The organism is Rhizobium cerradonense, assembly GCF_030182455.1.
Classification (GTDB): domain Bacteria; phylum Pseudomonadota; class Alphaproteobacteria; order Rhizobiales; family Rhizobiaceae; genus Rhizobium.
The window spans coordinates 547,647-568,333 of the sequence record NZ_JAQJCK010000004.1 but is presented as its reverse complement, the minus strand read 5'-3'; the positions used below and the strand labels follow the sequence as shown (position 1 = coordinate 568,333).

Below are 20,687 nucleotides of genomic sequence, written 5' to 3'. Positions count from 1 at the left end.
TGAATCAACTCTTATCCAGACCGTAGCAGGAATGCAAAGTCCTGACTGCCAGTTCTGCATAAGGACCGTCGATTAGGATGGAAATCTTGATTTCCGACGTCGTAATGGCCTTGATGTTGATGCCTTTTTCGGCAAGTGCCCGGAAAGCGGTCGCAGCAACGCCAGCGTGCGAACGCATGCCAATGCCGATGACCGAGACTTTGACGAGACCTGATTCGTTTTGGATAACGTCGTAGCCGATCTTGTCCTTGTTTTCGCCGAGAACGCGCAGCGCCTTTTCGACATCGCCCGAAGGAACCGTGAAGGTCATATCGGTCTTGGAACCGTCCTCGGAGATGTTCTGGACGATCATGTCGACGTTGATGTGGCTTTCGGCCAACGGCCCGAAGATCGCAGCGGAGACGCCCGGCCGGTCGGCAAGACGGCGCAGCGAGATCTGGGCTTCATCCTTGGCATAGGCAATGCCGGTGACTACTTCCTGTTCCACGATTTCTTCCTCGTCACAAATCAGCGTTCCGGGCGGGTTGAGCAGATCGCCCATGCCCGGAGCATCGGGATCTTCAAAAGAGGAGCGCACGAAGGTGCGAACCTTAAAGACCATGGCCAGTTCGACAGAGCGCACCTGCAGCACCTTGGCGCCGAGCGAGGCCATTTCCAGCATTTCTTCGAAGGCGATCTTCTTCAGACGCCGCGCCTTCGGCTCGATGCGCGGGTCGGTCGTGTAGACGCCATCGACATCGGTATAGATATCGCAGCGATCAGCCTTCACGGCCGCGGCGATCGCCACCGCCGATGTATCGGAACCGCCGCGACCGAGCGTCGAAACCCGATTGTCGGGCCCCAGACCCTGGAAGCCGGCGACGACGGCCACCTGGCCCTCTTGCATGCGGCGGACCATTTCGCCGCCATCGATTTCGAGAATGCGCGCCGCGCCATGGGCGTTGTCGGTGCGGATCGGGATCTGCCAGCCCTGCCAGGAGCGGGCATTGATGCCCATCGCCTGCAGCGCGATCGCTAGCAGTCCGGAGGTCACCTGCTCGCCGGAAGCGACGACAGCATCATATTCGCGAGCATCATAGATCGAGTGGTCGGCACCGGCGACCTTGGGCGTATTCTGCACCCAGCCGACCAGTTCGTTGGTCTTGCCGGACATGGCGGAAACGACGACTGCGACCTCGTGGCCCGCATCGACCTCGCGTTTTACATGGCGGGCGACATTCTTGATACGGTCCAGATCCGCGACGGATGTCCCGCCGAATTTCATCACGATACGTGCCATGTGCCTCTACCAGTACCAGCGCCGGGCGGTCGAAATGGTATAGGCCCGGCATGCAAAATCGCCCTTCCGGTCCATTAGCCGGAAAAGCCTGATCTCAATGGGGGCGTCTCTTAACGAGTTTGGCGGGCGGGTGCAATAGTGCCGACCAGTCGGCTTTCAAGCCTTCGCACTTAATAGTTCACCTTCAGGCTCGACCAGAGCCGTTGAGGAGCGCACCCTCCTCGGTAATGCAGGATGACTGATCCACTTGTCATTTTAGAGCGTATGCTCTATATCTCGTTCTGGAGCAATCGCTCCAGAATTATTCGACTGCGAGCAGATTGCGAGAACTCCCATGGCAAGACCCCGGCAATTCGATGAGGATAACGTTCTGGAAGCAGCCGGCGAAATATTCTGGTCGAAGGGTTACGAGGCAACCTCGACTCGCGATCTGACCGACCGCATGGGGTTGACGCATGCGAGCCTCTACAATGCTTTTGGTGACAAGCGCGGCCTCTATCTGAGGGCACTGAAGCACTATCTCGACCGGAACCTGCATGCCCGCATCGCACGGATGGAGGCAGCCTATTCGCCGGGCCTTAGCATTGTCGGCTACTTCCAGGAAGTCGTCGAGCGTTCCCTGGCCGATACCGAACATCGCGGCTGCATGCTGGTCAACACGACCCTGGAGGCGCGTTCCGACGATCCGGAAATGCGGCGTGTCGTTGCCGACGAGACGGCCGTGATCGAAGCCTTTTTCCTTCGTTCAATCATCGCCGCCCAGAAAAACGGTGAAATTCCCGCAAACCTGCCACCGGAGGACGTCGCCAAATTGCTGCTCTCCGTACAGTTCGGTTTGCGCGCCCTTGTCCGCGTCCGTCCCGAGCGCGAATTGCTGGACGGCATCCTGCGGCCGGCAATGGCCATGCTGACCTTGCCCTGGCCGCTGCCTGGAAGCAATCCGGATGGATAAGCCTCCTCCATAACCCCTCTCTTTAGGAAACATCGAAACCGGAGGCGGCAAAGCCCGCTCCGAACAGGGAAGCTTTTGCGCCATGTCCGCCCCCTCACGTCATTCGAGCCAGTCTCTTTCCACTACCGAGCCAGCGTCCCTTACCGCAGGCGCCTGGTATGCCACTATCGCCGGCCTCTGCGGCAGCCTCGTCGCCATCGGTCTTGCCCGCTTCGCCTATACGCCGCTCATCCCGCCGCTCATTAGCGCGCACTGGTTTTCGGCTGGCGATACGGTGACGCTGGGCGCTGCCAATTTTGCCGGATACCTCGCCGGTGCGTTGCTCGGGCGGCCGTTGGCTGCCGGCCTTGGTAATCGTCTGGCGCTACGGCTGCTGATGGTCGCCGCGACCGCCGCCTTTTTCGCCTGCGCCTTCCCAGTTTCCGTCACCTGGTTCTTTGCCTGGCGCTTCCTCTCCGGTCTTGCCGGCGGCGCCATCATGGTGTTGGTCGCGACCAGCATCCTGCCGCACATCCCGGTCGCCCGCCGCGGCTTTGTCAGCGGCATAATTTTCCTCGGCCTCGGTCTCGGCATCGCCGCCTCGGGTACCCTGGTGCCCGCATTGCTGCGTCTCGGTCTTCGCGAAACCTGGATCGGCCTGGGCGTCCTTTCGCTCATCCTGACCGCCGTCAGTTGGTTCGGTTGGCCTGCGACCAATCCGCCGCTGCCGGCTTCACATGCTGCGACCCACCATCATCCCGCCGCAAAGACTGAATGGTCGCTGCGCATCCTCTATGGCCAATATGCCGCCAATGCCCTCGGCCTCGTGCCCGTCATGGTTCTGCTGGTCGACTATATCGCCCGCGGTCTCGGCCGCGGCGCCGATATCGGAGCGGCCTGCTGGGTGCTCTACGGTGTCGCCGCCATCACCGGTCCGGTATTGACCGGCTATGCTGCCGACCGCATCGGCTTCGCCTCCGCCTATCGCGGCGCTCTGCTGCTTCAGGCGGTCGGCGATGCTATTCTGGCGACATCCGGCAATCCCTGGCTGGTCGGCTTTGCCACGGTGCTGCTCGGCGTCTTTACGCCAGGCATCGTACCCTTGGTGCTCGGTCGTATCCACGAAATCCTGCCGCACAGCCATGTCGCCCAACGCGCAGCCTGGAGCCGAGCAACGACGGCTTTCGCTCTTTGCCAGGCGCTCGGCGGCTATGGCTATTCCTATCTCTTCATCCATACCGGCGAAGATTACAGCATCATCTTCCTTTGCGGTGCGGTAGCACTCGTCCTTGCTTTGCTGGCTGACGTCTTGAACAGCGTGAAACGTCGCAAAAACCGGGCACAATGAAAAATTGAACCTGGCAATGCCTGCTTCAGGCCCATGTCAGACAGGAAAAGGATAGTCCGCGCACGTTAACTTCAGAGAGCAACCCTCATGACTTCAAATCGTGCCCTTGGCTATTCCACCATTCAAATCTCATTGCATTGGATCATTGCCGCATTGGTTCTGTTTCAGCTCCTGTTTGGAGAGAGCATGACCACGGTAGTCGATGCGCAGGCAACGGGTGCCAAAGTTTCGTCGGCGGACATGTCGATGGGTACGGCGCATTATTGGGTGGGAATCACAGTTCTATTGCTCGTTCTTCTGCGCCTTGTCTTGCGCGTCGCATTCGGAACGCCCAAGCCTGCCGGCGCCTCCGCACTGTTGGTAAAGCTTGCCGCTGCGGCGCATTGGCTATTCTACGCGCTTCTGCTGCTCGTTCCCCTGACCGGCCTGCTGGCCTATTATTTCTCCGATCCCTTTGGCGATATTCATGGCCTGGGCAAGCCCGCATTCATCATCCTCATCGGCCTGCATGCCGCCGGCGCCCTCTACCATCAGTTTCTGCTGAAAGATGGAACGCTGCGCCGCATGCTCGTTCCAGCGCGCTGACGATAGCGGCCCATAGCCGCTGAGACAGTCCGACCCTTGACATCGGCTTCCGATCGTCCGACTTCACATCTACCAGGGTGTCACCTGCATAATTGTGCAGGCAGGTGACGCAGCGTAGACCAAGGAGCGAGACCATGACCGAAGCGGCGAAAAGCACGATCGACCAGAGCGAAGTGGATCGCTTTTCCGCAATGGCGGCGGAATGGTGGAGCCCGACCGGCAAGTTCAAGCCGCTGCACAAGTTCAATCCGGTGCGGCTCGCCTATATCCGCGACCATGCCTGCGAGAATTTCGGCCGCGACCCGAAGAGCGCTCGGCCGCTGGAGGGCCTGCGCGTGCTCGATATCGGCTGCGGCGGCGGATTGCTCTCGGAGCCCGTGGCACGCATGGGCGCCTCGGTCGTCGGCGCCGACCCTTCCGAAAAGAACATCGGCATCGCCTCAACACATGCGAAAGCCTCCGGCGTTCCCGTCGACTATCGCGCCGTCACCGCCGAACAACTGGCCGAAGCCGACGAGACCTTCGATATCGTGCTGAACATGGAAGTGGTCGAGCATGTTGCCGATGTCGAATTTTTTCTCTCGACCTGCGCCAAGATGGTGCGCCCCGGCGGCCTGATGTTCGTTGCCACCATCAACCGAACCATGAAGGCGGCGGCGCTCGCCATCTTCGCTGCCGAAAACGTCCTGCGCTGGCTGCCGCGCGGCACGCATCAATATGAGAAGCTTGTCCGCCCCGAAGAGATCGAAAAACCGCTCGCCGCAAACGGACTCGACATCATCGCCCGCACCGGCGTCTTCTATTCGCCGCTGCAGGACCGATGGAACCTGTCGAAGGACATGGATGTGAACTACATGCTGCTGGCGAAGCGGGCGGGGTGAAATCGTCTTCTCGCCGGAAGCTGGGAGTTTTGCGTTAGGCTTTCAGCGCCAGGACATGCGCCAGCAAATCACCCTGGCGCTCAGCATTTTTCGCCGCGATCTCCTTTACCCTGCCGCGGTCGATCGCCGCCGGCCGACCGTCAGCAACAAAGGGCTGCTTGAACGAAAAGGCGGCCGCACTCGGCCCTTCGTCGTGAAGCCGCTCCAGCCGCTCGACTCCATCCTTCCATTCCGGAACGACGTCGGCATCCACCCACCATAGAACCAGCGGCGGCCAATCTTGTTTCACGTTCCAGTACCGCGCATGCTTCAGCGCATCGGCGTGGACGCCGTTATAGCTGAAAGCCATCAGGGATTCGATATCGGTCCAAAGAGACAGGGAAGACGGGGCTGTCGCAAAGCCACTGCCTTCGATGAAGCGTGGGAAAACCTGCCTGCCCCAGCATGCCGGTCCCGGGTCGCCATCGTAACCGGAGCGGCCGATAAAGCCATGGGCGCGGGCGGCAGCCTCAAAGTTTGCCGCTTCCCGCAGGCGAAATCCTTCGACCGCGGGGCTGTTATAGGGCGCGACATGCAGCCCGAAATTATACATTGCGAGATGTTTGCCGTGCTGCGGCATCAGTTGATATCGTCCGGCAATACCGGGATAGCGGCGATCTCGATGCCCTCTTCGACCAGCGACTGCGCCTCGTCCGGCGTCGCCTTGCCGATGATGCCCCTCGCATCCGCCTCGCCGTAGTGGATCTTGCGGGCCTCTTCCGGGAACTTCGTGCCGACGTCCTCGGCATTCGCCTTGATGGCGTCGACGGCCTCCTTGAGTTTGTTCAAGGCTTCCTTGCGCGCAGTGTCCATGGCAAGCGTCTGCAGCTCCTCCTTCTTGCGCGCGGTGGAAACCGACGGCGCCATCAGAAGTTTGGAGATCGCACCTGAATTGCAGACGGGGCAGGTCAGGAAACCGCTTGCAACCTGCCGGTCGAAGTCGGCGCTTTCCGAAAACCAGCCCTCGAACTCATGGGCACTGTCACATCTCAGCGAATAACGGATCAAGCAGCGACGCCTCCAGCCGCCGGCGTCGCGATCTTCTCCAGCGAGAATTCGCGCGCATTCTTAAGATTGGGGATTTTGTCGTGGGCGGATTTGACAGCGGCGACGTCGATCTCGGCGATGACAACTGCCTCGCCCGTGCCTCCAGCCGATGCCAGTATCTTGCCCCAGGGGTCGATGATCATCGAGTGACCAAAGGTCTCGCGGCCATCCTCATGCAATCCCGCCTGGGCGGCGGCAATGACGAACATGCCGTTTTCGATAGCGCGCGCCCTAAGCAGGATTTCCCAATGCGCCTCGCCTGTCTGTCTGGTGAAGGCGGCCGGCACCGTCATCACTTCGGCGCCTGCAACGGCCTGGGCGCGGAAGAGCTGCGGGAAGCGCACGTCGTAGCAGATGGAGAAACCGAGCTCGGCAAAGGGCAGCGACACGATGCGCGCCTCGGAGCCGGGACGATAGACCGCGCTTTCGCGCCAGCTCTCGCCATTGTCGAGATCGACGTCGAACATGTGGATCTTGTCGTAACGGCTGAGCAGCTTGCCATCGGGGCCGAAGAGAAAGCCGCGATTGGCGATCTTGCCATCATCGAGCGCGATCGCGGTCGAGCCGACATGCACGTAGATGCCAAGCTCCTGGGCCAGCTCCGCGGCCGTCTTGACGATAATATCATTGGCTTCGTCACGCAGCACCGCCCGCAGGCCCGGCCGATCCTTCTGCACCGCCCCGGTCATTTCCGGCGTCTGCACATAGACGGCGCCTTTTGCCGCTGCCTCGCGGACCAGCCGCGCCATGTCGGCGGCGTTCCTCACCGGATCGACACCGGAGCACATCTGAATGGCGGCGGCTTTGAAGGTCATCATTTTCTCCCGTTTGACTTGGTTCAGGCAGCGAGCAGCGGATCGAGCTTGCCGGCCCGGTCGAGCGCATGAATATCGTCGCATCCGCCGACATGCTCGCCATTGATGAAGATCTGCGGAAAGGTCGACCGACCCTTGGCCTTCGAAATCATCTCCTGGCGCAGCTCGGGCGAATAGGTGGCATTGTGCTCGACATAATCGACGCCCTTGGAGTCGAGCAGCGATTTTGCCCGGGCGCAATAGCCGCAGAATTCACGCGTATAGATGACAACGGATGCCATGCTTCACTCCAGAAAAAAGACAGGTTTACTGTCATATAAGATCACCGACAGCCCTTGCAAAGGTCAAAACCGTAACGTCAGCCGCACCGGCTTTTTTCAGCACTTTCGTCGCCGCCGCAACCGTTGCGCCGGTCGTATAGACGTCATCGATCAGCACGATGCGACGACCGAAGACATCGCCGGCACGGCCGTCGGGGATGGCGAAAGCGCCACGCACATTGTCCTGGCGCGCCCTCGCCCCGAGGCCGACTTGCTGGGTCGTCCGCTTGATGCGCAACAGCGTCGCGGCAAGGAGCGGCTTGCCGGAAAGCCGCGCCAAGTGGCGGGCAAGTTCCGCCGCCTGATTATATTTGCGCGAGAAGAGCCGTGCCCGATGCAGCGGCACCGCAATGATGGCATCACAGGCGGCGACCGTGCCGTCGCTGGCGCGCAGCATCCAACCGGCCATCATCGGCGCCAGATCGGTGCGGTCGCGATATTTCAATCCGAGCACAAGATCGCGAACCACCCCGTCGTGAATGGCGGCCGAGCGCAACCGATCGAACACCGGCGGATCTGCGATCGCCTCGGCGCTCAGGATTCCCGTACCGAGATCATGGGAAAACGGACTGCCCAGCACTTCGCAATAGGGCCGCTCGATGAAGCGGATGCCGGACCAGCAGGCGGGGCAAAGGCTACGATGTGCGCCCGTCGAAACGCCACAGCCGGCGCAAGCCGGCGGATAGACGAGATCGGCCAGCGCCGACCACGGCTTCATCAAGCCGGCCCGCAACATCGATACCGTGATTTCGCGTCCCATCATCCCCATATGGTTGACACTAGCTTTTTCCTGACGCCTTTGCGAAGGAAAACACGCGTGGCCGCCAGGCTCCATCAAATGAAATAGTGATCGCAGGAAATCGCCATGGAAATCGTGTTCGACCAATCGTTGCTCGCCGCCCGCAGGCGTCGCGCGCTTGCCCAGGGGGACCAGAAGGCGGCTTTCCTGCTGGAGATCGCCGCCCGCGAACTGGCGGAACGGCTTGCCGTCATCGAACGGCATTTCAACGAGGCGGTCGAACTGCACGGCGCAACCGGGATTGCCGCGCGTGAAGCCTTGGCGACCGGCAAGATCGGCCATATCAGGCGCATCGAAAGCGAGACGGGCTTTGCTGCCCATGGCGAAGAGCTGATCCAAGCACCATTGGAGGAAGTGCCGCTGGAGGCGGACTCGGTAAACCTCGTGCTATCGCCGCTCAGCCTGCATATCACCAACGATACGCCGGGCGTCTTCATCCAAATCCGCCGCGCGCTGAAGGCCGACGGCCTGTTTCTGGCCGCGATCCCAGGCTTCGGCACATTGCGGGAACTGCGCGACGTGCTGCTCGCGACCGAGATCGAGCTGACCGGCGGCGCCAGCCCACGCGTCATTCCCTTTGCCGAGGTTCGCGATGTCGGTGGGCTGCTGCAGCGCGCAGGGTTTACCCTGCCTGTGATCGACGCCGAAACCTATACAGTGCGCTACGACAATCTCTTTGCGCTGATGCGCGATTTGCGTGCCATGGGCATGACCAATCCGCTGGCCGACCGCAGCCGCAAGCCGCTGACGCGCGCCTTCTTCCTGCGCGCCGCCGAACTTTATGCCGAACGCTATTCCGATCCCGACGGGAGAATACGGGCGACCTTCTCGATCATCTACGCATCCGGCTGGACGCCGCATGAAAGCCAGCAGAAACCGCTGCAGCCCGGCTCAGCCAAGGCACGGCTTGCCGACGCGCTAAGGGTCGAGGAGCACAAACTGAAACAGTGATCGGATGAGAGCCGGTTCGCTTACCCAGGCGACCCCGTCAATTAGCCGGCGAATTAGTGACCGTGTTGGAGATGTAATTGAACATCGTCGACAGGCTGCCGCCGAAAGCGCCGACGCCGCTGATGATCGCCACCGACATCAGCGCGACGATCAGGCCATATTCGATGACCGTGGCACCGGTCTTGTCACGAAAAAAACGCCGTACGGAACGCATACGCTTCAAACTCCCAACATCTGAAAACGAGCGTATCCGGCGCCTTCATGCACCCAATAGGCTTTACCAGTATAATGTCAGCAACCGCTGTCGGCGCCATAGCCTTGAACGATGCAGACTGAACCGGGCTCCTGCTGCAGCACGCTGCGACGGATCGTGTAACGCTTGCCATTTTCCGTCTGCGGGATGGAGCCGGTAGTAATATTGTCGAAATCGGGCGCACTGGCGAGCACGCTAGACTTGGATTTGTCGGAAAGCATCGGCGTCAGGATAAGCGAAAGCGCGACCGCCGCCGTTCCGAACAGCAAGGCGATATTCAACGCGCCCGTCTTGCGCGACGAGGAATAGGACTGTTCTTTTTCCTGAACAGCTTTCCAGAAATCGTCGTCCATAATGTCAAGCCTTCTTTAACGCACACACCAACCGCTTGATTGAGATCATTCAATGCCAGAAGGTCATAAACGATCCCTTAATATCCACATGTAAATTAGATATGCGTTGAGTCGCAGGGCAAGGCTTGACGGGAACCAACTAATTGATATCGCGAAATTAATTTCAATTAACCACGTTTGGTTGGTTGTGATTTTGCAAACAGCAACTGCGGTAACGATCCCGTTATGGGATGAGATCCGCCACGGCTTCCCCCATACCCGCCTTTAGCGTGCCCATGCGAGGGCTTTCGCTACCCTAGCTCACAAAGCTCTTCACACGCGATTTGCAGTCGCCGGAATACACTGAGACAGGTTTATAGGCAGAGGCGCCAGAGCGCGCCATCGCTCAGGAAGGCTTTAGAGAAGATCCTGCAGGAACGGGATCAATGGCTCGTCGGCCGGCGGCATCGGGTAGTCGCGCAGCGCCTGTGGCCGCACCCATTTGATCGCCTGGCCCTCGCGGCCATGCGCAATGCCCTCATAGCGCCGGCAGATATAAAGAGGCATCAGCAGATGGAAGGTTTCGTAGGTATGGCTGGCAAAGGTCAGCGGCGCCAGGCAGGCGATCTTCGTCTGGATGCCGAGCTCTTCCTCGAGTTCACGCACGAGCGTCTCTTCGGGCGTCTCGCCTGCCTCGACCTTGCCGCCGGGGAACTCCCAAAGGCCTGCGAGCGATTTTCCCTCCGGCCGCTGCGCCAGAAGAATGCGGCCGTCGGTGTCGATCAGCGCGCAGGCAGCGACGAGAATGATCTTGCGGCCCGCCTCGCTCATGCTTCCCCCGGAGAGCGCCAGTAGCAGTAGCGATAGGCCTCGCGGAAACCAAATCGGGCATAAAGCGCCAGCGCCGGTTCGTTGGAGGCGCCGACCTGAAGCCAGGCAGTCCGGGCGCTGCGCATGCGCGCCCAACGAAGCGCCGACGTCAGGATCTCGATCGCCAATCCCTTGCGCCGGTGCTCGGCCGCCACCGACACCGACATGATGCCGGCGAGGTCGTTATCCTGCACGCAAAGCGTCGTCGCCACCGGTCCGGCCTCGTCATTCTCGATGACGAAAAGGCCCGACGGCGGCTTGATCCCGCTGACCACCTCGGCCAAGGCAGGCTTGAGAGCGAGATCGGCTTTATCCACCAAAAGGCTCGCGTCGACATAGCGGCCGACATCATGGCTCGGCAGATGATCCAGCGTATCCGGCAGTTCGAGATCGATGAGATCGGCGGTCATGACAATGGTTTCTTCGAACCGCGTCCAGCCCTGGCGCAGCAACAGCTCGATCAGCATCGGCGAGGCGAGCGGCGTCTCGCGCACCACCATCGGCCGGCCATAGGCTTCGAACTTGCGCTGCGCCTTCGTCAGCCGGATGTCCAGATCGCGGCAGTCGGAGGGATCGAGCGGCACGACGCAGTTCAGCCGCTTCGACGGATGGCCCGCCGTCAACCGCACCTGCCAACTGCCATCATACTGCACGGACGAGGCAGGCCATGCCCGGAAGCCAACGGCTTCGAGCCTGCGCACCAAAGGCAGCTTGTTCATCGTGGACTGCGCATGCATGGGAAGGATATCAGCTCCGGTAGTCGCCATTGATGGCAACATATTCCTTGGTGAGGTCGCAGGTCCAGACCGTCGCCCGGCCATTGCCAAGCCCAAGGTCGACTTTCACAGGAATATCCTGCTGCTTCATCACGTTGGAGGCTGCTTCCTCGGAATAGGAGGCATCGCGTTCGCCATTGACGGCAACACGGACATCGCCAAACCAGATGGCGAGCCTGTCGCGGTCGGCCAATTCGCCGGCCTTGCCGACGGCCATGACGACACGGCCCCAATTGGCGTCCTCGCCGGCAGCCGCGGTCTTGACCAGCGGCGAATTGGCAATCGAGAGCGCAATGCGCTTGGCGGCGGCGTCATTCTCGGCGCCGGTCACGGTGATCTCGAGCATCTTGGTGGCGCCTTCACCGTCGCGAACGACCTGGATGGCGAGATCCTTCAAAAGCTCGTTCAGTGCCGTGCGGAAAGCGGCAAGCTTGGGATCGTCGGCGCGCTCGATCCGTGCTTGGCCGTCAGCGGCGGCAGCACCGGTGGCGAACAGCATCAGCGTGTCCGATGTCGAGGTGTCGCTGTCCACCGTCATCGAATTGAAGCTCGGATCAACACCTTCGGAAAGCAGCGTCTGCAGCGCGGCGGAGGAAATATCGGCGTCGGTGACGACGAAGGAGAGCATCGTCGCCATGTCGGGCGCGATCATGCCGGCACCCTTGGCGATACCGTTGATGGTGACCTTGACGCCGCCGATCTCGGCACTGCGGGTTGCGACCTTCGGATAGGTATCCGTCGTCATGATCGCTTTTGCGGCCTCGAACCAGAAATCGCTGGTCGCATCCTTCGCCATGGTGTCGAGCACGCCGGCAAATTTGGTCGCGTCCAACGGCTCGCCGATCACGCCCGTCGAGGCAAGGTAAACTTCGTTTTCGCCGCAACCGACGGCAGCGGCCGCCGACTTGGCGGTGAGTTCGGTCGCCTGACGACCCTTGAGGCCGGTGAAAGCATTGGCATTGCCGGAATTGACGACGACGGCGCGGGCGCTGCCGTGCGGCAGGTTCGAGCGGCAGAAATCGACGGGGGCCGAAGGGCACTTAGAGCGGGTGAAGACACCCGCGACGGCAGCCGGCTTGTCGAAAACCATGAGAAGGACGTCTGTCCGGTTCTTGTATTTGATACCGGCGGATGCCGTGGTCATGCGCACGCCACGCAAGGCCGGCATGGACACGAAGGATTTGGGAGCGAGCGGAGAGACGGAACCGGACATGAGACCACCTGAACGAGCATGATGCCGAAAAGTAGGCGGTTTTCGGATGACATCATGTTTGATTCTGGAGCGGATTCAGATTTTGGGTCGATACGACCTAAAATCATCCGGCTCCAGTGAAAGGCCCGGAAAAACCGGGCCTTGATGATTTGACTGCTGCGACTTACTGCTGCGGCTGAGCGTCAGGGGCGACTGCGTCGTCTGCCGGCGCCTGGTCCTGCTGCTTCTGCGCATCATCATAGGCCTTGCTCAGCGCCGGGTCATTGATGACGACCTTCGATTCCTGCTTGGCCTTGTTCAGGAGCTCAAGATACTTGTCGCGCATGACGAGCTGACGAACCTGATCCTTCACTTGGTCGAACGGCGGCGGCGGAGCGACGCGCTTGTCTTCGACCTTGATGACGTGCCAGCCGAAATCGGACTTCACCGGGGTCTTGGTGTAGGTGCCGACCGGCAGCGCGAAGGCTGCGTCTTCGAATTCCTTGACCATGCGGCCACGGGCGAAATAGCCGAGATCGCCGCCGTCGGCCTTGTTCGGGTCGGTCGACTTTTCCTTGGCAAGTTCGGCAAAATCCTTGCCGGCGTCGAGTTCCTTGATGATTGCCTTGGCTTCATCTTCGGTCTTCACCAGGATGTGGCGTGCGTGGACCTCTTCCTGCTTCGGCAGGGCGGCGACTTCCTTGTCGTAGCGAGCCTTGACCTCATCGTCCTTGATCGCGTCGGCGACATGGGCCTTAAAATAGGCGTTGTGCAGCTCGCGATCGCGCAGATAGGCCATGTGCGACTGGAAGTCCGGCGTCTGGTCGAGTTTTTCGGCAGCCGCGTCCTTGGCGAGCAGCTTGACATCGATCGAAGCCGAAAGTGCCGCGACCTTCTTCTGCTCGTCGGGAAGCTGGCCAAGCTGCGGGTCGAGATTGGCGATCGCCAGATCAAGCTCGGATTGATGGATTTCAACATCGCCGACCTTGGCGACAACTGGGTCCTTGGCATCCGCCGCAAAGACCGGCGCCTGGAAGGTAACGATTGTTGCAAAGGCAACCGCAGCAAGTTTGTTGTAACTCAGCATAAAATAACCTTTCGGTGGTCTTGACCGGCTCACAGTAATGAATCCGGTAGGAAAAGCCTTCAGCAGGAGAATGTGGCCTTTCTGTATCGGCCAATTCCCGTTGACATCAATCGACCCCCCTCTTATCTGTCACGCAACCTCGCGTCCAGAACAGTTTCCGGGCGTTTTGTGCTATACTCCCGATTTTTTCAGGGACGGATGAAGCAGAAAACGACAGGATGAAATCTCAGAAAGGACCAGTCATATGGTCAGCATAGGTGGAATTGCCCGCAAGTTGTTTGGCTCGTCCAACGACCGCCGCGTTAAGTCATTCCAGCCGAATGTCGTTGCGATCAACGCGCTCGAAGAAAAGATGCGCGCCTTGTCTGACGAAGCTTTGGCCGCCAAGACGGTAGAGTTCCGCCAGCAGCTTGCCGACGGCAAGACGCTGGACGACCTTCTCGTACCCGCATTTGCCGTCGTGCGCGAGGCTTCGCGGCGCGTTCTCGGTATGCGACCTTTTGACGTACAGCTCATCGGCGGCATGATCCTGCATTCGAATGCGATCGCCGAGATGAAGACGGGCGAAGGCAAGACGCTGGTCGCGACCCTGCCTGTCTACTTGAATGCGCTTGCCGGCAAGGGCGTTCATGTCGTCACCGTCAACGACTACCTGGCACAGCGCGACAGCGGCAATATGGGCCGCATCTATGGCTTTCTCGGCCTGACCACTGGCGTCATCATTCACGGCCTGTCGGATGAGGAGCGCCGTGACGCTTATGCCTGCGACATTACCTATGGCACCAACAACGAACTCGGCTTCGACTATCTGCGCGACAATATGAAATACGATCGTGGCCAGATGGTGCAGCGCGGTCATAATTTCGCGATCGTCGACGAAGTGGACTCGATCCTCGTCGATGAGGCGCGCACGCCGCTCATCATTTCCGGCCCGCTCGACGACCGCTCCGATCTCTATACGACGATCGACGCCTTCATTCCGCGCCTGTCGAAGGACGATTACGAGATCGACGAAAAGCAGCGCTCGGCCAACTTCTCCGAAGACGGCACCGAAAAGCTGGAAAACATGCTGCGTGACGCCGGCTTGCTGAAGGCTGAATCGCTCTACGACGTCGAAAACGTCGCGATCGTCCACCACGTCAACAACGCGCTCAAGGCCCACAAGCTCTTCCAGCGCGACAAGGACTATATCGTCCGCAACGGCGAAGTCGTCATCATCGACGAATTCACCGGCCGCATGATGCCGGGCCGCCGCTATTCGGACGGCCAGCACCAGGCATTGGAAGCCAAGGAACGGGTACAGATCCAGCCGGAAAACCAGACCTTGGCGCAGATCACCTTCCAGAATTATTTCCGCATGTACGGCAAGCTCGCCGGCATGACCGGCACGGCATCGACGGAAGCGGAAGAATTCGGCAACATCTATGGCCTCGACGTAGTCGAAGTGCCGACCAACCTGCCGATCCAGCGTCTCGACGAGGACGACGAGGTCTATCGTACGCACGACGAGAAGTATAAGGCGATCATCACCGAGATTTTGGACGCCCACAAGCGCGGCCAGCCGGTGCTCGTCGGTACCACCTCGATCGAAAAGTCCGAGCTTCTTGCCGACCGCATGCGCAAGCAGGGCTTCAGCAACTTCCAGGTTCTGAACGCCCGCTACCATGAGCAGGAAGCTTATATCGTCGCGCAGGCCGGCGTTCCCGGCGCCGTGACGATCGCTACCAACATGGCTGGCCGCGGTACCGACATTCAGCTCGGCGGCAACCTCGAAATGCGCGTCGAACGCGATTTGGACGAGATGGAGCCCGGTCCGGAGCGCGATGCGGCTGTCGCCAAGATCGCCGAAGAGATCAAGGAGCTCAAGCAGCAGGCTTTGACCGCCGGCGGTCTCTACGTCATCGCCACCGAACGCCATGAAAGCCGCCGCATCGACAATCAGTTGCGCGGTCGTTCCGGCCGTCAGGGCGACCCCGGCCGTTCGAAATTCTACCTGTCGCTTCAGGACGACCTGATGCGTATCTTCGGCTCCGACCGCATGGACGGCATGCTGCAGAAGCTCGGCCTCAAGGAAGGCGAAGCGATCGTCCATCCCTGGATCAACAAGGCCCTCGAACGCGCCCAGAAGAAGGTCGAAGCCCGCAACTTCGATATCCGCAAGAACGTTCTGAAGTACGACGACGTGCTGAACGATCAGCGCAAGGTCATCTTCGAACAGCGTGTCGAGCTCATGGATGCAACGGATCTTTCCGAAACCGTCGGCGATATGCGCCACGAGGTCATCGAAGATCTGGTTTCCAAGCACATCCCCGAGCGCGCCTATGCCGAGCAGTGGGATGCCGACGGCCTGAAGGCCGGCGTCGCCAACTTCTTCGACATGGACATGCCGGTGCATGACTGGGTCAAGGAAGAAGGTATCGGCGAAGACGATATCCGCGCCCGTCTGACGGAAGCCGCCGACAAGGCCGCTGCGGAAAAGGCCGAGCGCTTCGGTCCGGAAATCATGACCTATGTCGAGCGCTCCATTGTGCTGCAGACGCTGGACAATCTCTGGCGCGAGCACATCGTCAACCTCGACCATCTGCGCTCCGTCATTGGCTTCCGCGGTTATGCCCAGCGCGATCCGCTGCAGGAATACAAGGCCGAGGCCTTCGAACTCTTCCAGTCGCTTCTGAACAACCTGCGCCAGGCCGTCACCGGTCAGTTGTCGCGCGTCGAACTGGTGCAGCAGCCGGCCGAGCCGCAGACGCTGCCTATGCAGGCGCGCCATATCGATGCCACGACCGGCGAAGACGAATTCGCGCCGCTCAGCCTCGTCAACGAAAACGTCGTCGCCCCGGAAAACCGCGATCCGCAAAATCCGGCAACCTGGGGCCGCGTCGGCCGCAACGAAACCTGCCCCTGCGGTTCCGGCAAGAAATACAAGCATTGCCACGGGGCGTTCGAGAGCAGCGAAGTGGTTTGAGATTTCGCAATCTCTCGGCAATGATCAAAATGCCGCCTTCGGGCGGCATTTTTTATGCGCGATTTTTGCCGGATGCGCAGAGATCGCTATTTTGCAGATGCGCCAAAGCGTTTCAGCAGGAAATCGATCATGCTGCGCAGTTTCGCGGTGGGCAGACGGTCCAGCGCATAGAGCATGTACATCGGCGAAGCGATGGGCGTCCATTCGGGCAGAACCTGCACAAGGCGACCTCTAGCAAGATCATCGGCGAGCATGACTTCCGGCTGCAGGACGATACCCGCGCCATTCAAGGCCGCGACTCGCAGCGCATCGCCATTGTCGGCGGATAATCGTCCTCTCACATCCGGCCGCCATTCGCCATCCGGACCGAACAAATACCATTGGTCGCGCCGGCGCCAATAGGAGAGGCCGAGGCAGTCATGCGAGGATAGATCCCTGGGGTGCATCGGCCTCCCCCGCCGCTCCAGATAGGCGGCAGATGCAGCCATTATTCTTCGATAGGGCTGCAGAGGGCGCGCCACCAGATCAGCCTCGGCGACCTCGCCGATCCGAATTCCGAGTTCGCACCCTTCTCGCGACAGGTCCGGCACCCCATTGTCCAGCACGACGTCCACGCTCACTGCCGGATACATGGCGAGATAATCGGAAAGTGCCGGCATCAGGCGATGACTTCCGAATGTGACGGGAGAGACGATGCGCAGGAGGCCACGAGGCTCGGCCTGCAGCTCGCTCGCGCTTGCGTCAGCCAGTTGCACATCGGCCAACACCTGCTTGCAGCGTTCGTAATAGAGACGGCCGATTTCGGTTAGCTGCTGGCGGCGGGTGGTTCGATGCAGTAGGCGGGCTCCCAGGCGCTCCTCTATGGCCCGCACCTGCTTGCCCGCCATGGTGGGGGTCACTCCGGCAGCGTCGGCGGCGGCGCTAAAGCTGCCGTGTTCGACCACCCGCACAAACATCGTCATGGCGGATAATTTGTCCATATTATAAACCTGCCGGTTCTAAATGAATGAACGTAGAGCATGTTTATCCGGGCGAAGCTAGCGGCCATAGTTCCTTTGCCTCAGCCATCTCAATTCGAGAGGGCAGCGAAACAGGAGCTTTCCAATGCCAACAATTCACCTCGAAATGCATCCAGGTCGAACCCTCGAACAAAAGCGCGATTTCGTCCGCAAGGTCACTCAGGTTACCGCTGAGACGCTTGCCTGCCCGACGGATAGCGTGGACGTGTTGATCAGCGAGATTTCTCGCGAACACTGGGCCAAGGGCGGCCAACTCGTATCGGATAAGGGCGCGCCTCAGACAGTCGCACGATGACGCGGCTCCAAGGCTTCGCATTCCTTCCTATCGATCCACAAGATGCCGCCTTCGGGCGGCATTTTTGTTGATCAGCCGTCCCTGCCACTGGCCATTTTTCGTTTACGCGGGGAACCGATTTTTAACCCCCCTCTGCGAAAACTATCGCTAGGTTAGTTGATGTTTTAAGTATTGCGTATCGATCATGGCGGTGTTTCAAACAGCAGAAAAAATGCTGCCGTCCGGGCTGCGGACCGTGCTGTCGCCATATCTGCGCAAACTCGCCTCCCTCTTCACCGGTAAGGACGAAAAGGCCGTCTCGCAGCGCATGGCGCTGGTCGCTTTCGCCATCCGCATCGCCGGCGCCGGCCTTGCCTTCGTTTCACAGATTGCTCTGGCCCGGATGATGGGCCGCTTCGAATATGGCGTCTTCGTCTTCGTCTGGGTGCTGATGATCCTGTTTGGCAATCTCGCCTGCCTCGGTTTCCCGACCGCCATCATCCGCTTCCTGCCGCAATATGATGCGAGCGGCGATCACGATGCCATTCGCGGTGTGACCGCCACGGCGCGCCGTTTCGTCTTGGGGGTTGCCGGCGGCTTGGCGCTGATCGGCATGGCGGCGCTCTATGCCTTCAGCGGCTTGGTCGAAAACTATTACGTCATGCCGATCTTTCTCGGACTGATCGCCGTGCCGATGATCGCGCTTGGCGATGTGCTGGACGGAACGGCGCGCGCCAACCACTGGCCGGTCATGGCGCTGAGCCCGACCTTCCTCATCCGCCCGACGCTGATCCTGCTGTTCATGTTGGCCGCCATCCTTTCCGGCGCGGCCCATAGTGCAGTGACGGCGATGGCGGCTGCCCTTGCCGCCGCTTTCGTCACCGTCTGCTGCCAATATCTCGCCGTCACCTTCCGGCTGCGCCGCCACTATCCCGACGGTCCGAAAAAGGTCGAATTCCACACCTGGCTTGCCGTCGCTTTTCCGGTCTTTCTGGTTGAGGGTGTCGGCTATCTCCTGACCAATTCCGATGTCGTCGTAGTCGGCATTTTCCTCGACCCCGCCGAGGTCGCCGTCTATTTCGCCGCTGCCAAGATCATGGCGCTGGTGCATTTCGTCTATTTCGCCGTCAAAGCCGCCATCGGCCCGCGTTTTGCCGCCATCATTGCCGAAAACGACCCGGCAAAACTCGCAGCCTTCGCCACGGAGGCCGCGCGCTGGACCTTCTTCCCGGCCCTTGCCGTCGGTCTTGGCGTATTCGCGGCCGGGCAATTTTTGCTCTCGCTCTTTGGCGCGTCCTTTACCGAAGGCCAGGTGGTCATCGCTATCCTGCTTGCCGGCGTTCTCGCCAAGGCGCTCGTCGGCCCGGCCGAGGTGCTGCTGCTGATGGCGGATCGGCAAATGCTCTGCGTCTATCTCTATGCCGCTGCGCTGATCGCCAATATCGGCCTCAACGTCGCGCTCATTCCGTATTTCGGCATCGAAGGCGCGGCCATTGCTGCGGCAAGCGCCATGACGATCGAGGCCGCGTTGCTGCATATCGCCGTCCGCCGCGCGTTCGGCATCGTGCTCTTCGCCCTTGTCCGTCGGCCGACGACGACAGCAACGAGGGGGGCACTCTGACCATGGCGCGCCCTCCTTTTACCGAAAGCACCGACAGCCAAGTGAACGCTCTGACGCACACGCTCGCAGCGCTGCATTTCGATCCACCCAAGGCCGAGGCGCGCGTCGAGGTCGGCCGGCCTGGCCGCGATCTCAGCCTTTATCCAGGCAAGCTCGGCTACGAGCTGCAGGACGAACTGGACTTTCTCTCCAATCGCGCTATGGAGCCGAATGTCTTCTTCTCCGGTCGCTTCCTGGCGCCTGCCATGCCGCGCCTGGAGGACCGGCAGATCCGCCTCGCCCTGATGCGTGACGACAACGGCTCCCGCAGCCGCATGCGCCTCTTGATGCCCTTTACCGTCGACAAGCCGGGTTTTGCGATCGGTCCTTCGATCATCCGCGTCTGGTCGAATTCCTTCGGTCCGCTCGGCACGCCGCTGGTGGACGCCGAAGAGGCCGGCGAGACGCTCGACAATCTCTTCGAGGCGCTGACCCGGCGCGAACTGCACCTGCCGACCACGCTGGTGCTGCCGGATATCCGATTGAACGGCCGTTTCGCCCAGATGGCAAAGGCAGTCGCCATCGGCCGCAACCTGCCCCTCACCGTCGCCAATCCCTATCAGCGGCCAATGCTTGACAGCAGCAAGGATGCGCTCGCCTATCTGAAGCGAACGATCTCGAACTCGCATCTGCGCGAAATGCGCCGCCAATGGCGCCTTTTGGAAAATCAGGGCGATGTCGTCTATAGCGTTGCCCGCCAGCCTCGCGACATTCATGTGCGCATGGAAGAATTTCTGGCCTTGGAAGCGAGCGGCTGGAAGGGCAAGAAGCGCAGCGCCTTGGTCACGGACCGTCACCATGCTGCCTTCGCCCGCGAAGCCATCTCCAATCTCGCTGCCGTTGACGCCGTGCGCATACACACCATCGACCTCAACGGCCGGGCAATCGCCTCGATGATCGTGCTGATAATGGGCGGCGAGGCCTATACCTGGAAGACCGCCTATAACGAGGATTACGCCCGCTATTCGCCTGGCAAATTGCTGATGGGCGAGCTGACCGAATGGCATCTCGACGACGCCAATATTGTCCGCTCCGATTCCTGCGCCGTGCCGGATCATCCGATCATGAGCCGCTTCTGGCAGGAGCGCGAAGACATGGGCACGCTGATCATCGGCCTGACGCAGAACGGCGACCGCGACGTCCGGCAGGTGGCAGCGCAACTGCATATGTACCGCAGCACCCGCAACATGGCGAAACTGCTGCGCGAGAAGATATTGTCGCTGACGAAGCGCTAGAGCCCTTATAGTCTCCGTAGCGCGGCGCT

22 protein-coding genes are annotated in these 20,687 nt (G+C 60.5%); 9 read left to right on the top strand and 13 right to left on the bottom strand.

From position 1 onward, the window contains the following. Positions 1 to 4: 4 nt before the first annotated feature. Positions 5 to 1,279: an aspartate kinase gene (locus PH547_RS13410; protein ID WP_104824476.1), complete on the bottom strand. Its 1,275-nt coding sequence runs from the start codon at positions 1,277 to 1,279 to the stop codon at positions 5 to 7. Between the two features lie 334 nt (positions 1,280 to 1,613). Between PH547_RS13410 and PH547_RS13405 the strand changes: the two genes are divergently transcribed. The 4 genes from PH547_RS13405 (at position 1,614) to ubiG (ending at position 5,024) form a co-directional block, all read left to right on the top strand. Further along, positions 1,614 to 2,231, top strand: coding sequence for a TetR/AcrR family transcriptional regulator (locus PH547_RS13405; RefSeq protein ID WP_285168430.1), 618 nt, complete (start codon positions 1,614 to 1,616; stop codon positions 2,229 to 2,231). Between the two features lie 82 nt (positions 2,232 to 2,313). Continuing rightward, positions 2,314 to 3,558: a YbfB/YjiJ family MFS transporter gene (locus PH547_RS13400; RefSeq protein WP_285168429.1), complete on the top strand. Its 1,245-nt coding sequence runs from the start codon at positions 2,314 to 2,316 to the stop codon at positions 3,556 to 3,558. 87 nt (positions 3,559 to 3,645) lie between these two features. After that, positions 3,646 to 4,143 carry a cytochrome b gene (locus PH547_RS13395; protein WP_285168428.1) on the top strand — a complete coding sequence of 166 codons (498 nt, stop codon included), beginning with the start codon at positions 3,646 to 3,648 and terminating at the stop codon, positions 4,141 to 4,143. A gap of 134 nt (positions 4,144 to 4,277) precedes the next feature. After that, complete coding sequence (ubiG, locus tag PH547_RS13390) at positions 4,278 to 5,024, top strand: bifunctional 2-polyprenyl-6-hydroxyphenol methylase/3-demethylubiquinol 3-O-methyltransferase UbiG (protein WP_283047632.1); 747 nt, start codon at positions 4,278 to 4,280, stop codon at positions 5,022 to 5,024. A 34-nt stretch (positions 5,025 to 5,058) separates the two neighbouring features. Here the strand turns inward: ubiG and PH547_RS13385 are convergent, their stop codons facing one another. The 5 genes from PH547_RS13385 to PH547_RS13365 are packed head-to-tail and all read right to left on the bottom strand — an operon-like array spanning position 5,059 to position 8,014. Beyond that, positions 5,059 to 5,643: a DUF3291 domain-containing protein gene (locus PH547_RS13385; protein ID WP_285168427.1), complete on the bottom strand. Its 585-nt coding sequence runs from the start codon at positions 5,641 to 5,643 to the stop codon at positions 5,059 to 5,061. Next, positions 5,643 to 6,071, bottom strand: a complete 429-nt coding sequence (locus PH547_RS13380) for a DUF1178 family protein (protein ID WP_104824482.1) — start codon at positions 6,069 to 6,071, stop codon at positions 5,643 to 5,645. The genes PH547_RS13385 and PH547_RS13380 overlap by 1 nt, the downstream gene beginning before the upstream one ends. Continuing rightward, positions 6,068 to 6,925, bottom strand: a complete 858-nt coding sequence (locus PH547_RS13375) for a carbon-nitrogen hydrolase family protein (protein WP_104824483.1) — start codon at positions 6,923 to 6,925, stop codon at positions 6,068 to 6,070. The genes PH547_RS13380 and PH547_RS13375 overlap by 4 nt, the downstream gene beginning before the upstream one ends. Before the next feature lie 23 nt (positions 6,926 to 6,948). Then, positions 6,949 to 7,206 (bottom strand): glutaredoxin 3, encoded by a 258-nt coding sequence (grxC, locus tag PH547_RS13370; protein ID WP_104824484.1) that lies wholly within the window; start codon positions 7,204 to 7,206, stop codon positions 6,949 to 6,951. 31 nt (positions 7,207 to 7,237) lie between these two features. Further along, entirely contained in the window at positions 7,238 to 8,014 is a 777-nt protein-coding gene (locus PH547_RS13365) for a ComF family protein (RefSeq protein ID WP_104824485.1), read from the bottom strand. 96 nt (positions 8,015 to 8,110) lie between these two features. Between PH547_RS13365 and PH547_RS13360 the strand changes: the two genes are divergently transcribed. Next, positions 8,111 to 8,995: a class I SAM-dependent methyltransferase gene (locus PH547_RS13360; RefSeq protein WP_104824486.1), complete on the top strand. Its 885-nt coding sequence runs from the start codon at positions 8,111 to 8,113 to the stop codon at positions 8,993 to 8,995. 37 nt (positions 8,996 to 9,032) lie between these two features. Here PH547_RS13360 and PH547_RS13355 read toward each other — a convergent pair whose 3' ends face one another. The 6 genes from PH547_RS13355 to PH547_RS13330 all read right to left on the bottom strand — a co-directional run bounded on the left by PH547_RS13355 (position 9,033) and on the right by PH547_RS13330 (position 13,505). Next, a complete protein-coding gene (locus PH547_RS13355; RefSeq protein WP_104824487.1) occupies positions 9,033 to 9,209 on the bottom strand; it encodes a Flp family type IVb pilin in 177 nt (58 codons plus the stop codon). 77 nt (positions 9,210 to 9,286) lie between these two features. Next, the gene (locus PH547_RS13350; protein ID WP_028754944.1) at positions 9,287 to 9,601 is read right to left on the bottom strand and encodes a hypothetical protein; all 315 of its coding nucleotides are present in this window, start codon (positions 9,599 to 9,601) and stop codon (positions 9,287 to 9,289) included. A 396-nt stretch (positions 9,602 to 9,997) separates the two neighbouring features. After that, positions 9,998 to 10,411, bottom strand: a complete 414-nt coding sequence (gene mutT / locus PH547_RS13345; RefSeq protein WP_104824488.1) for an 8-oxo-dGTP diphosphatase MutT — start codon at positions 10,409 to 10,411, stop codon at positions 9,998 to 10,000. Next, positions 10,408 to 11,217, bottom strand: a complete 810-nt coding sequence (locus PH547_RS13340) for a GNAT family N-acetyltransferase (RefSeq protein ID WP_104824489.1) — start codon at positions 11,215 to 11,217, stop codon at positions 10,408 to 10,410. The genes mutT and PH547_RS13340 overlap by 4 nt, the downstream gene beginning before the upstream one ends. After that, positions 11,198 to 12,439, bottom strand: coding sequence for a bifunctional glutamate N-acetyltransferase/amino-acid acetyltransferase ArgJ (gene argJ / locus PH547_RS13335; protein WP_104824490.1), 1,242 nt, complete (start codon positions 12,437 to 12,439; stop codon positions 11,198 to 11,200). Before argJ ends, PH547_RS13340 begins: the two co-directional genes overlap by 20 nt. A 163-nt stretch (positions 12,440 to 12,602) precedes the next feature. After that, the gene (locus tag PH547_RS13330; protein WP_104824491.1) at positions 12,603 to 13,505 is read right to left on the bottom strand and encodes a peptidylprolyl isomerase; all 903 of its coding nucleotides are present in this window, start codon (positions 13,503 to 13,505) and stop codon (positions 12,603 to 12,605) included. A 244-nt stretch (positions 13,506 to 13,749) separates the two neighbouring features. On the opposite strand from PH547_RS13330, the gene secA reads away from it, so the two are divergent. After that, a complete protein-coding gene (secA, locus tag PH547_RS13325) occupies positions 13,750 to 16,470 on the top strand; it encodes a preprotein translocase subunit SecA (protein WP_104824492.1) in 2,721 nt (906 codons plus the stop codon). Between the two features lie 86 nt (positions 16,471 to 16,556). On the opposite strand, the gene PH547_RS13320 is transcribed toward secA, so the two are convergent. Beyond that, positions 16,557 to 17,450, bottom strand: a complete 894-nt coding sequence (locus PH547_RS13320) for a LysR family transcriptional regulator (RefSeq protein WP_285168424.1) — start codon at positions 17,448 to 17,450, stop codon at positions 16,557 to 16,559. Between the two features lie 124 nt (positions 17,451 to 17,574). On the opposite strand from PH547_RS13320, the gene PH547_RS13315 reads away from it, so the two are divergent. From PH547_RS13315 to PH547_RS13305, 3 genes are all read left to right on the top strand, one after another. After that, a complete protein-coding gene (locus PH547_RS13315; RefSeq protein WP_104824494.1) occupies positions 17,575 to 17,784 on the top strand; it encodes a 4-oxalocrotonate tautomerase in 210 nt (69 codons plus the stop codon). Positions 17,785 to 17,968: 184 nt separating this feature from the next. Continuing rightward, positions 17,969 to 19,384 carry a lipopolysaccharide biosynthesis protein gene (locus tag PH547_RS13310; RefSeq protein WP_104824495.1) on the top strand — a complete coding sequence of 472 codons (1,416 nt, stop codon included), beginning with the start codon at positions 17,969 to 17,971 and terminating at the stop codon, positions 19,382 to 19,384. A 2-nt stretch (positions 19,385 to 19,386) separates the two neighbouring features. Next, positions 19,387 to 20,658, top strand: a complete 1,272-nt coding sequence (locus PH547_RS13305; RefSeq protein ID WP_285168422.1) for a GNAT family N-acetyltransferase — start codon at positions 19,387 to 19,389, stop codon at positions 20,656 to 20,658. Positions 20,659 to 20,687: the final 29 nt, after the last annotated feature.

What these genes read in the sequence shown, in the direction of transcription:
- PH547_RS13410 (WP_104824476.1), bottom strand. Translation starts at nt 1,279, where the DNA reads ATGGCACGTATCGTGATGAAATTCGGCGGGACATCCGTCGCGGATCTG.
- PH547_RS13405 (WP_285168430.1), top strand. Translation starts at nt 1,614, where the DNA reads ATGGCAAGACCCCGGCAATTCGATGAGGATAACGTTCTGGAAGCAGCC.
- PH547_RS13400 (WP_285168429.1), top strand. Translation starts at nt 2,314, where the DNA reads ATGTCCGCCCCCTCACGTCATTCGAGCCAGTCTCTTTCCACTACCGAG.
- PH547_RS13395 (WP_285168428.1), top strand. Translation starts at nt 3,646, where the DNA reads ATGACTTCAAATCGTGCCCTTGGCTATTCCACCATTCAAATCTCATTG.
- ubiG (WP_283047632.1), top strand. Translation starts at nt 4,278, where the DNA reads ATGACCGAAGCGGCGAAAAGCACGATCGACCAGAGCGAAGTGGATCGC.
- PH547_RS13385 (WP_285168427.1), bottom strand. Translation starts at nt 5,643, where the DNA reads ATGCCGCAGCACGGCAAACATCTCGCAATGTATAATTTCGGGCTGCAT.
- PH547_RS13375 (WP_104824483.1), bottom strand. Translation starts at nt 6,925, where the DNA reads ATGACCTTCAAAGCCGCCGCCATTCAGATGTGCTCCGGTGTCGATCCG.
- grxC (WP_104824484.1), bottom strand. Translation starts at nt 7,206, where the DNA reads ATGGCATCCGTTGTCATCTATACGCGTGAATTCTGCGGCTATTGCGCC.
- PH547_RS13365 (WP_104824485.1), bottom strand. Translation starts at nt 8,014, where the DNA reads ATGGGGATGATGGGACGCGAAATCACGGTATCGATGTTGCGGGCCGGC.
- PH547_RS13360 (WP_104824486.1), top strand. Translation starts at nt 8,111, where the DNA reads ATGGAAATCGTGTTCGACCAATCGTTGCTCGCCGCCCGCAGGCGTCGC.
- PH547_RS13355 (WP_104824487.1), bottom strand. Translation starts at nt 9,209, where the DNA reads ATGCGTTCCGTACGGCGTTTTTTTCGTGACAAGACCGGTGCCACGGTC.
- PH547_RS13350 (WP_028754944.1), bottom strand. Translation starts at nt 9,601, where the DNA reads ATGGACGACGATTTCTGGAAAGCTGTTCAGGAAAAAGAACAGTCCTAT.
- mutT (WP_104824488.1), bottom strand. Translation starts at nt 10,411, where the DNA reads ATGAGCGAGGCGGGCCGCAAGATCATTCTCGTCGCTGCCTGCGCGCTG.
- PH547_RS13340 (WP_104824489.1), bottom strand. Translation starts at nt 11,217, where the DNA reads ATGGCGACTACCGGAGCTGATATCCTTCCCATGCATGCGCAGTCCACG.
- argJ (WP_104824490.1), bottom strand. Translation starts at nt 12,439, where the DNA reads ATGTCCGGTTCCGTCTCTCCGCTCGCTCCCAAATCCTTCGTGTCCATG.
- PH547_RS13330 (WP_104824491.1), bottom strand. Translation starts at nt 13,505, where the DNA reads ATGCTGAGTTACAACAAACTTGCTGCGGTTGCCTTTGCAACAATCGTT.
- secA (WP_104824492.1), top strand. Translation starts at nt 13,750, where the DNA reads ATGGTCAGCATAGGTGGAATTGCCCGCAAGTTGTTTGGCTCGTCCAAC.
- PH547_RS13320 (WP_285168424.1), bottom strand. Translation starts at nt 17,450, where the DNA reads ATGGACAAATTATCCGCCATGACGATGTTTGTGCGGGTGGTCGAACAC.
- PH547_RS13315 (WP_104824494.1), top strand. Translation starts at nt 17,575, where the DNA reads ATGCCAACAATTCACCTCGAAATGCATCCAGGTCGAACCCTCGAACAA.
- PH547_RS13310 (WP_104824495.1), top strand. Translation starts at nt 17,969, where the DNA reads ATGGCGGTGTTTCAAACAGCAGAAAAAATGCTGCCGTCCGGGCTGCGG.
- PH547_RS13305 (WP_285168422.1), top strand. Translation starts at nt 19,387, where the DNA reads ATGGCGCGCCCTCCTTTTACCGAAAGCACCGACAGCCAAGTGAACGCT.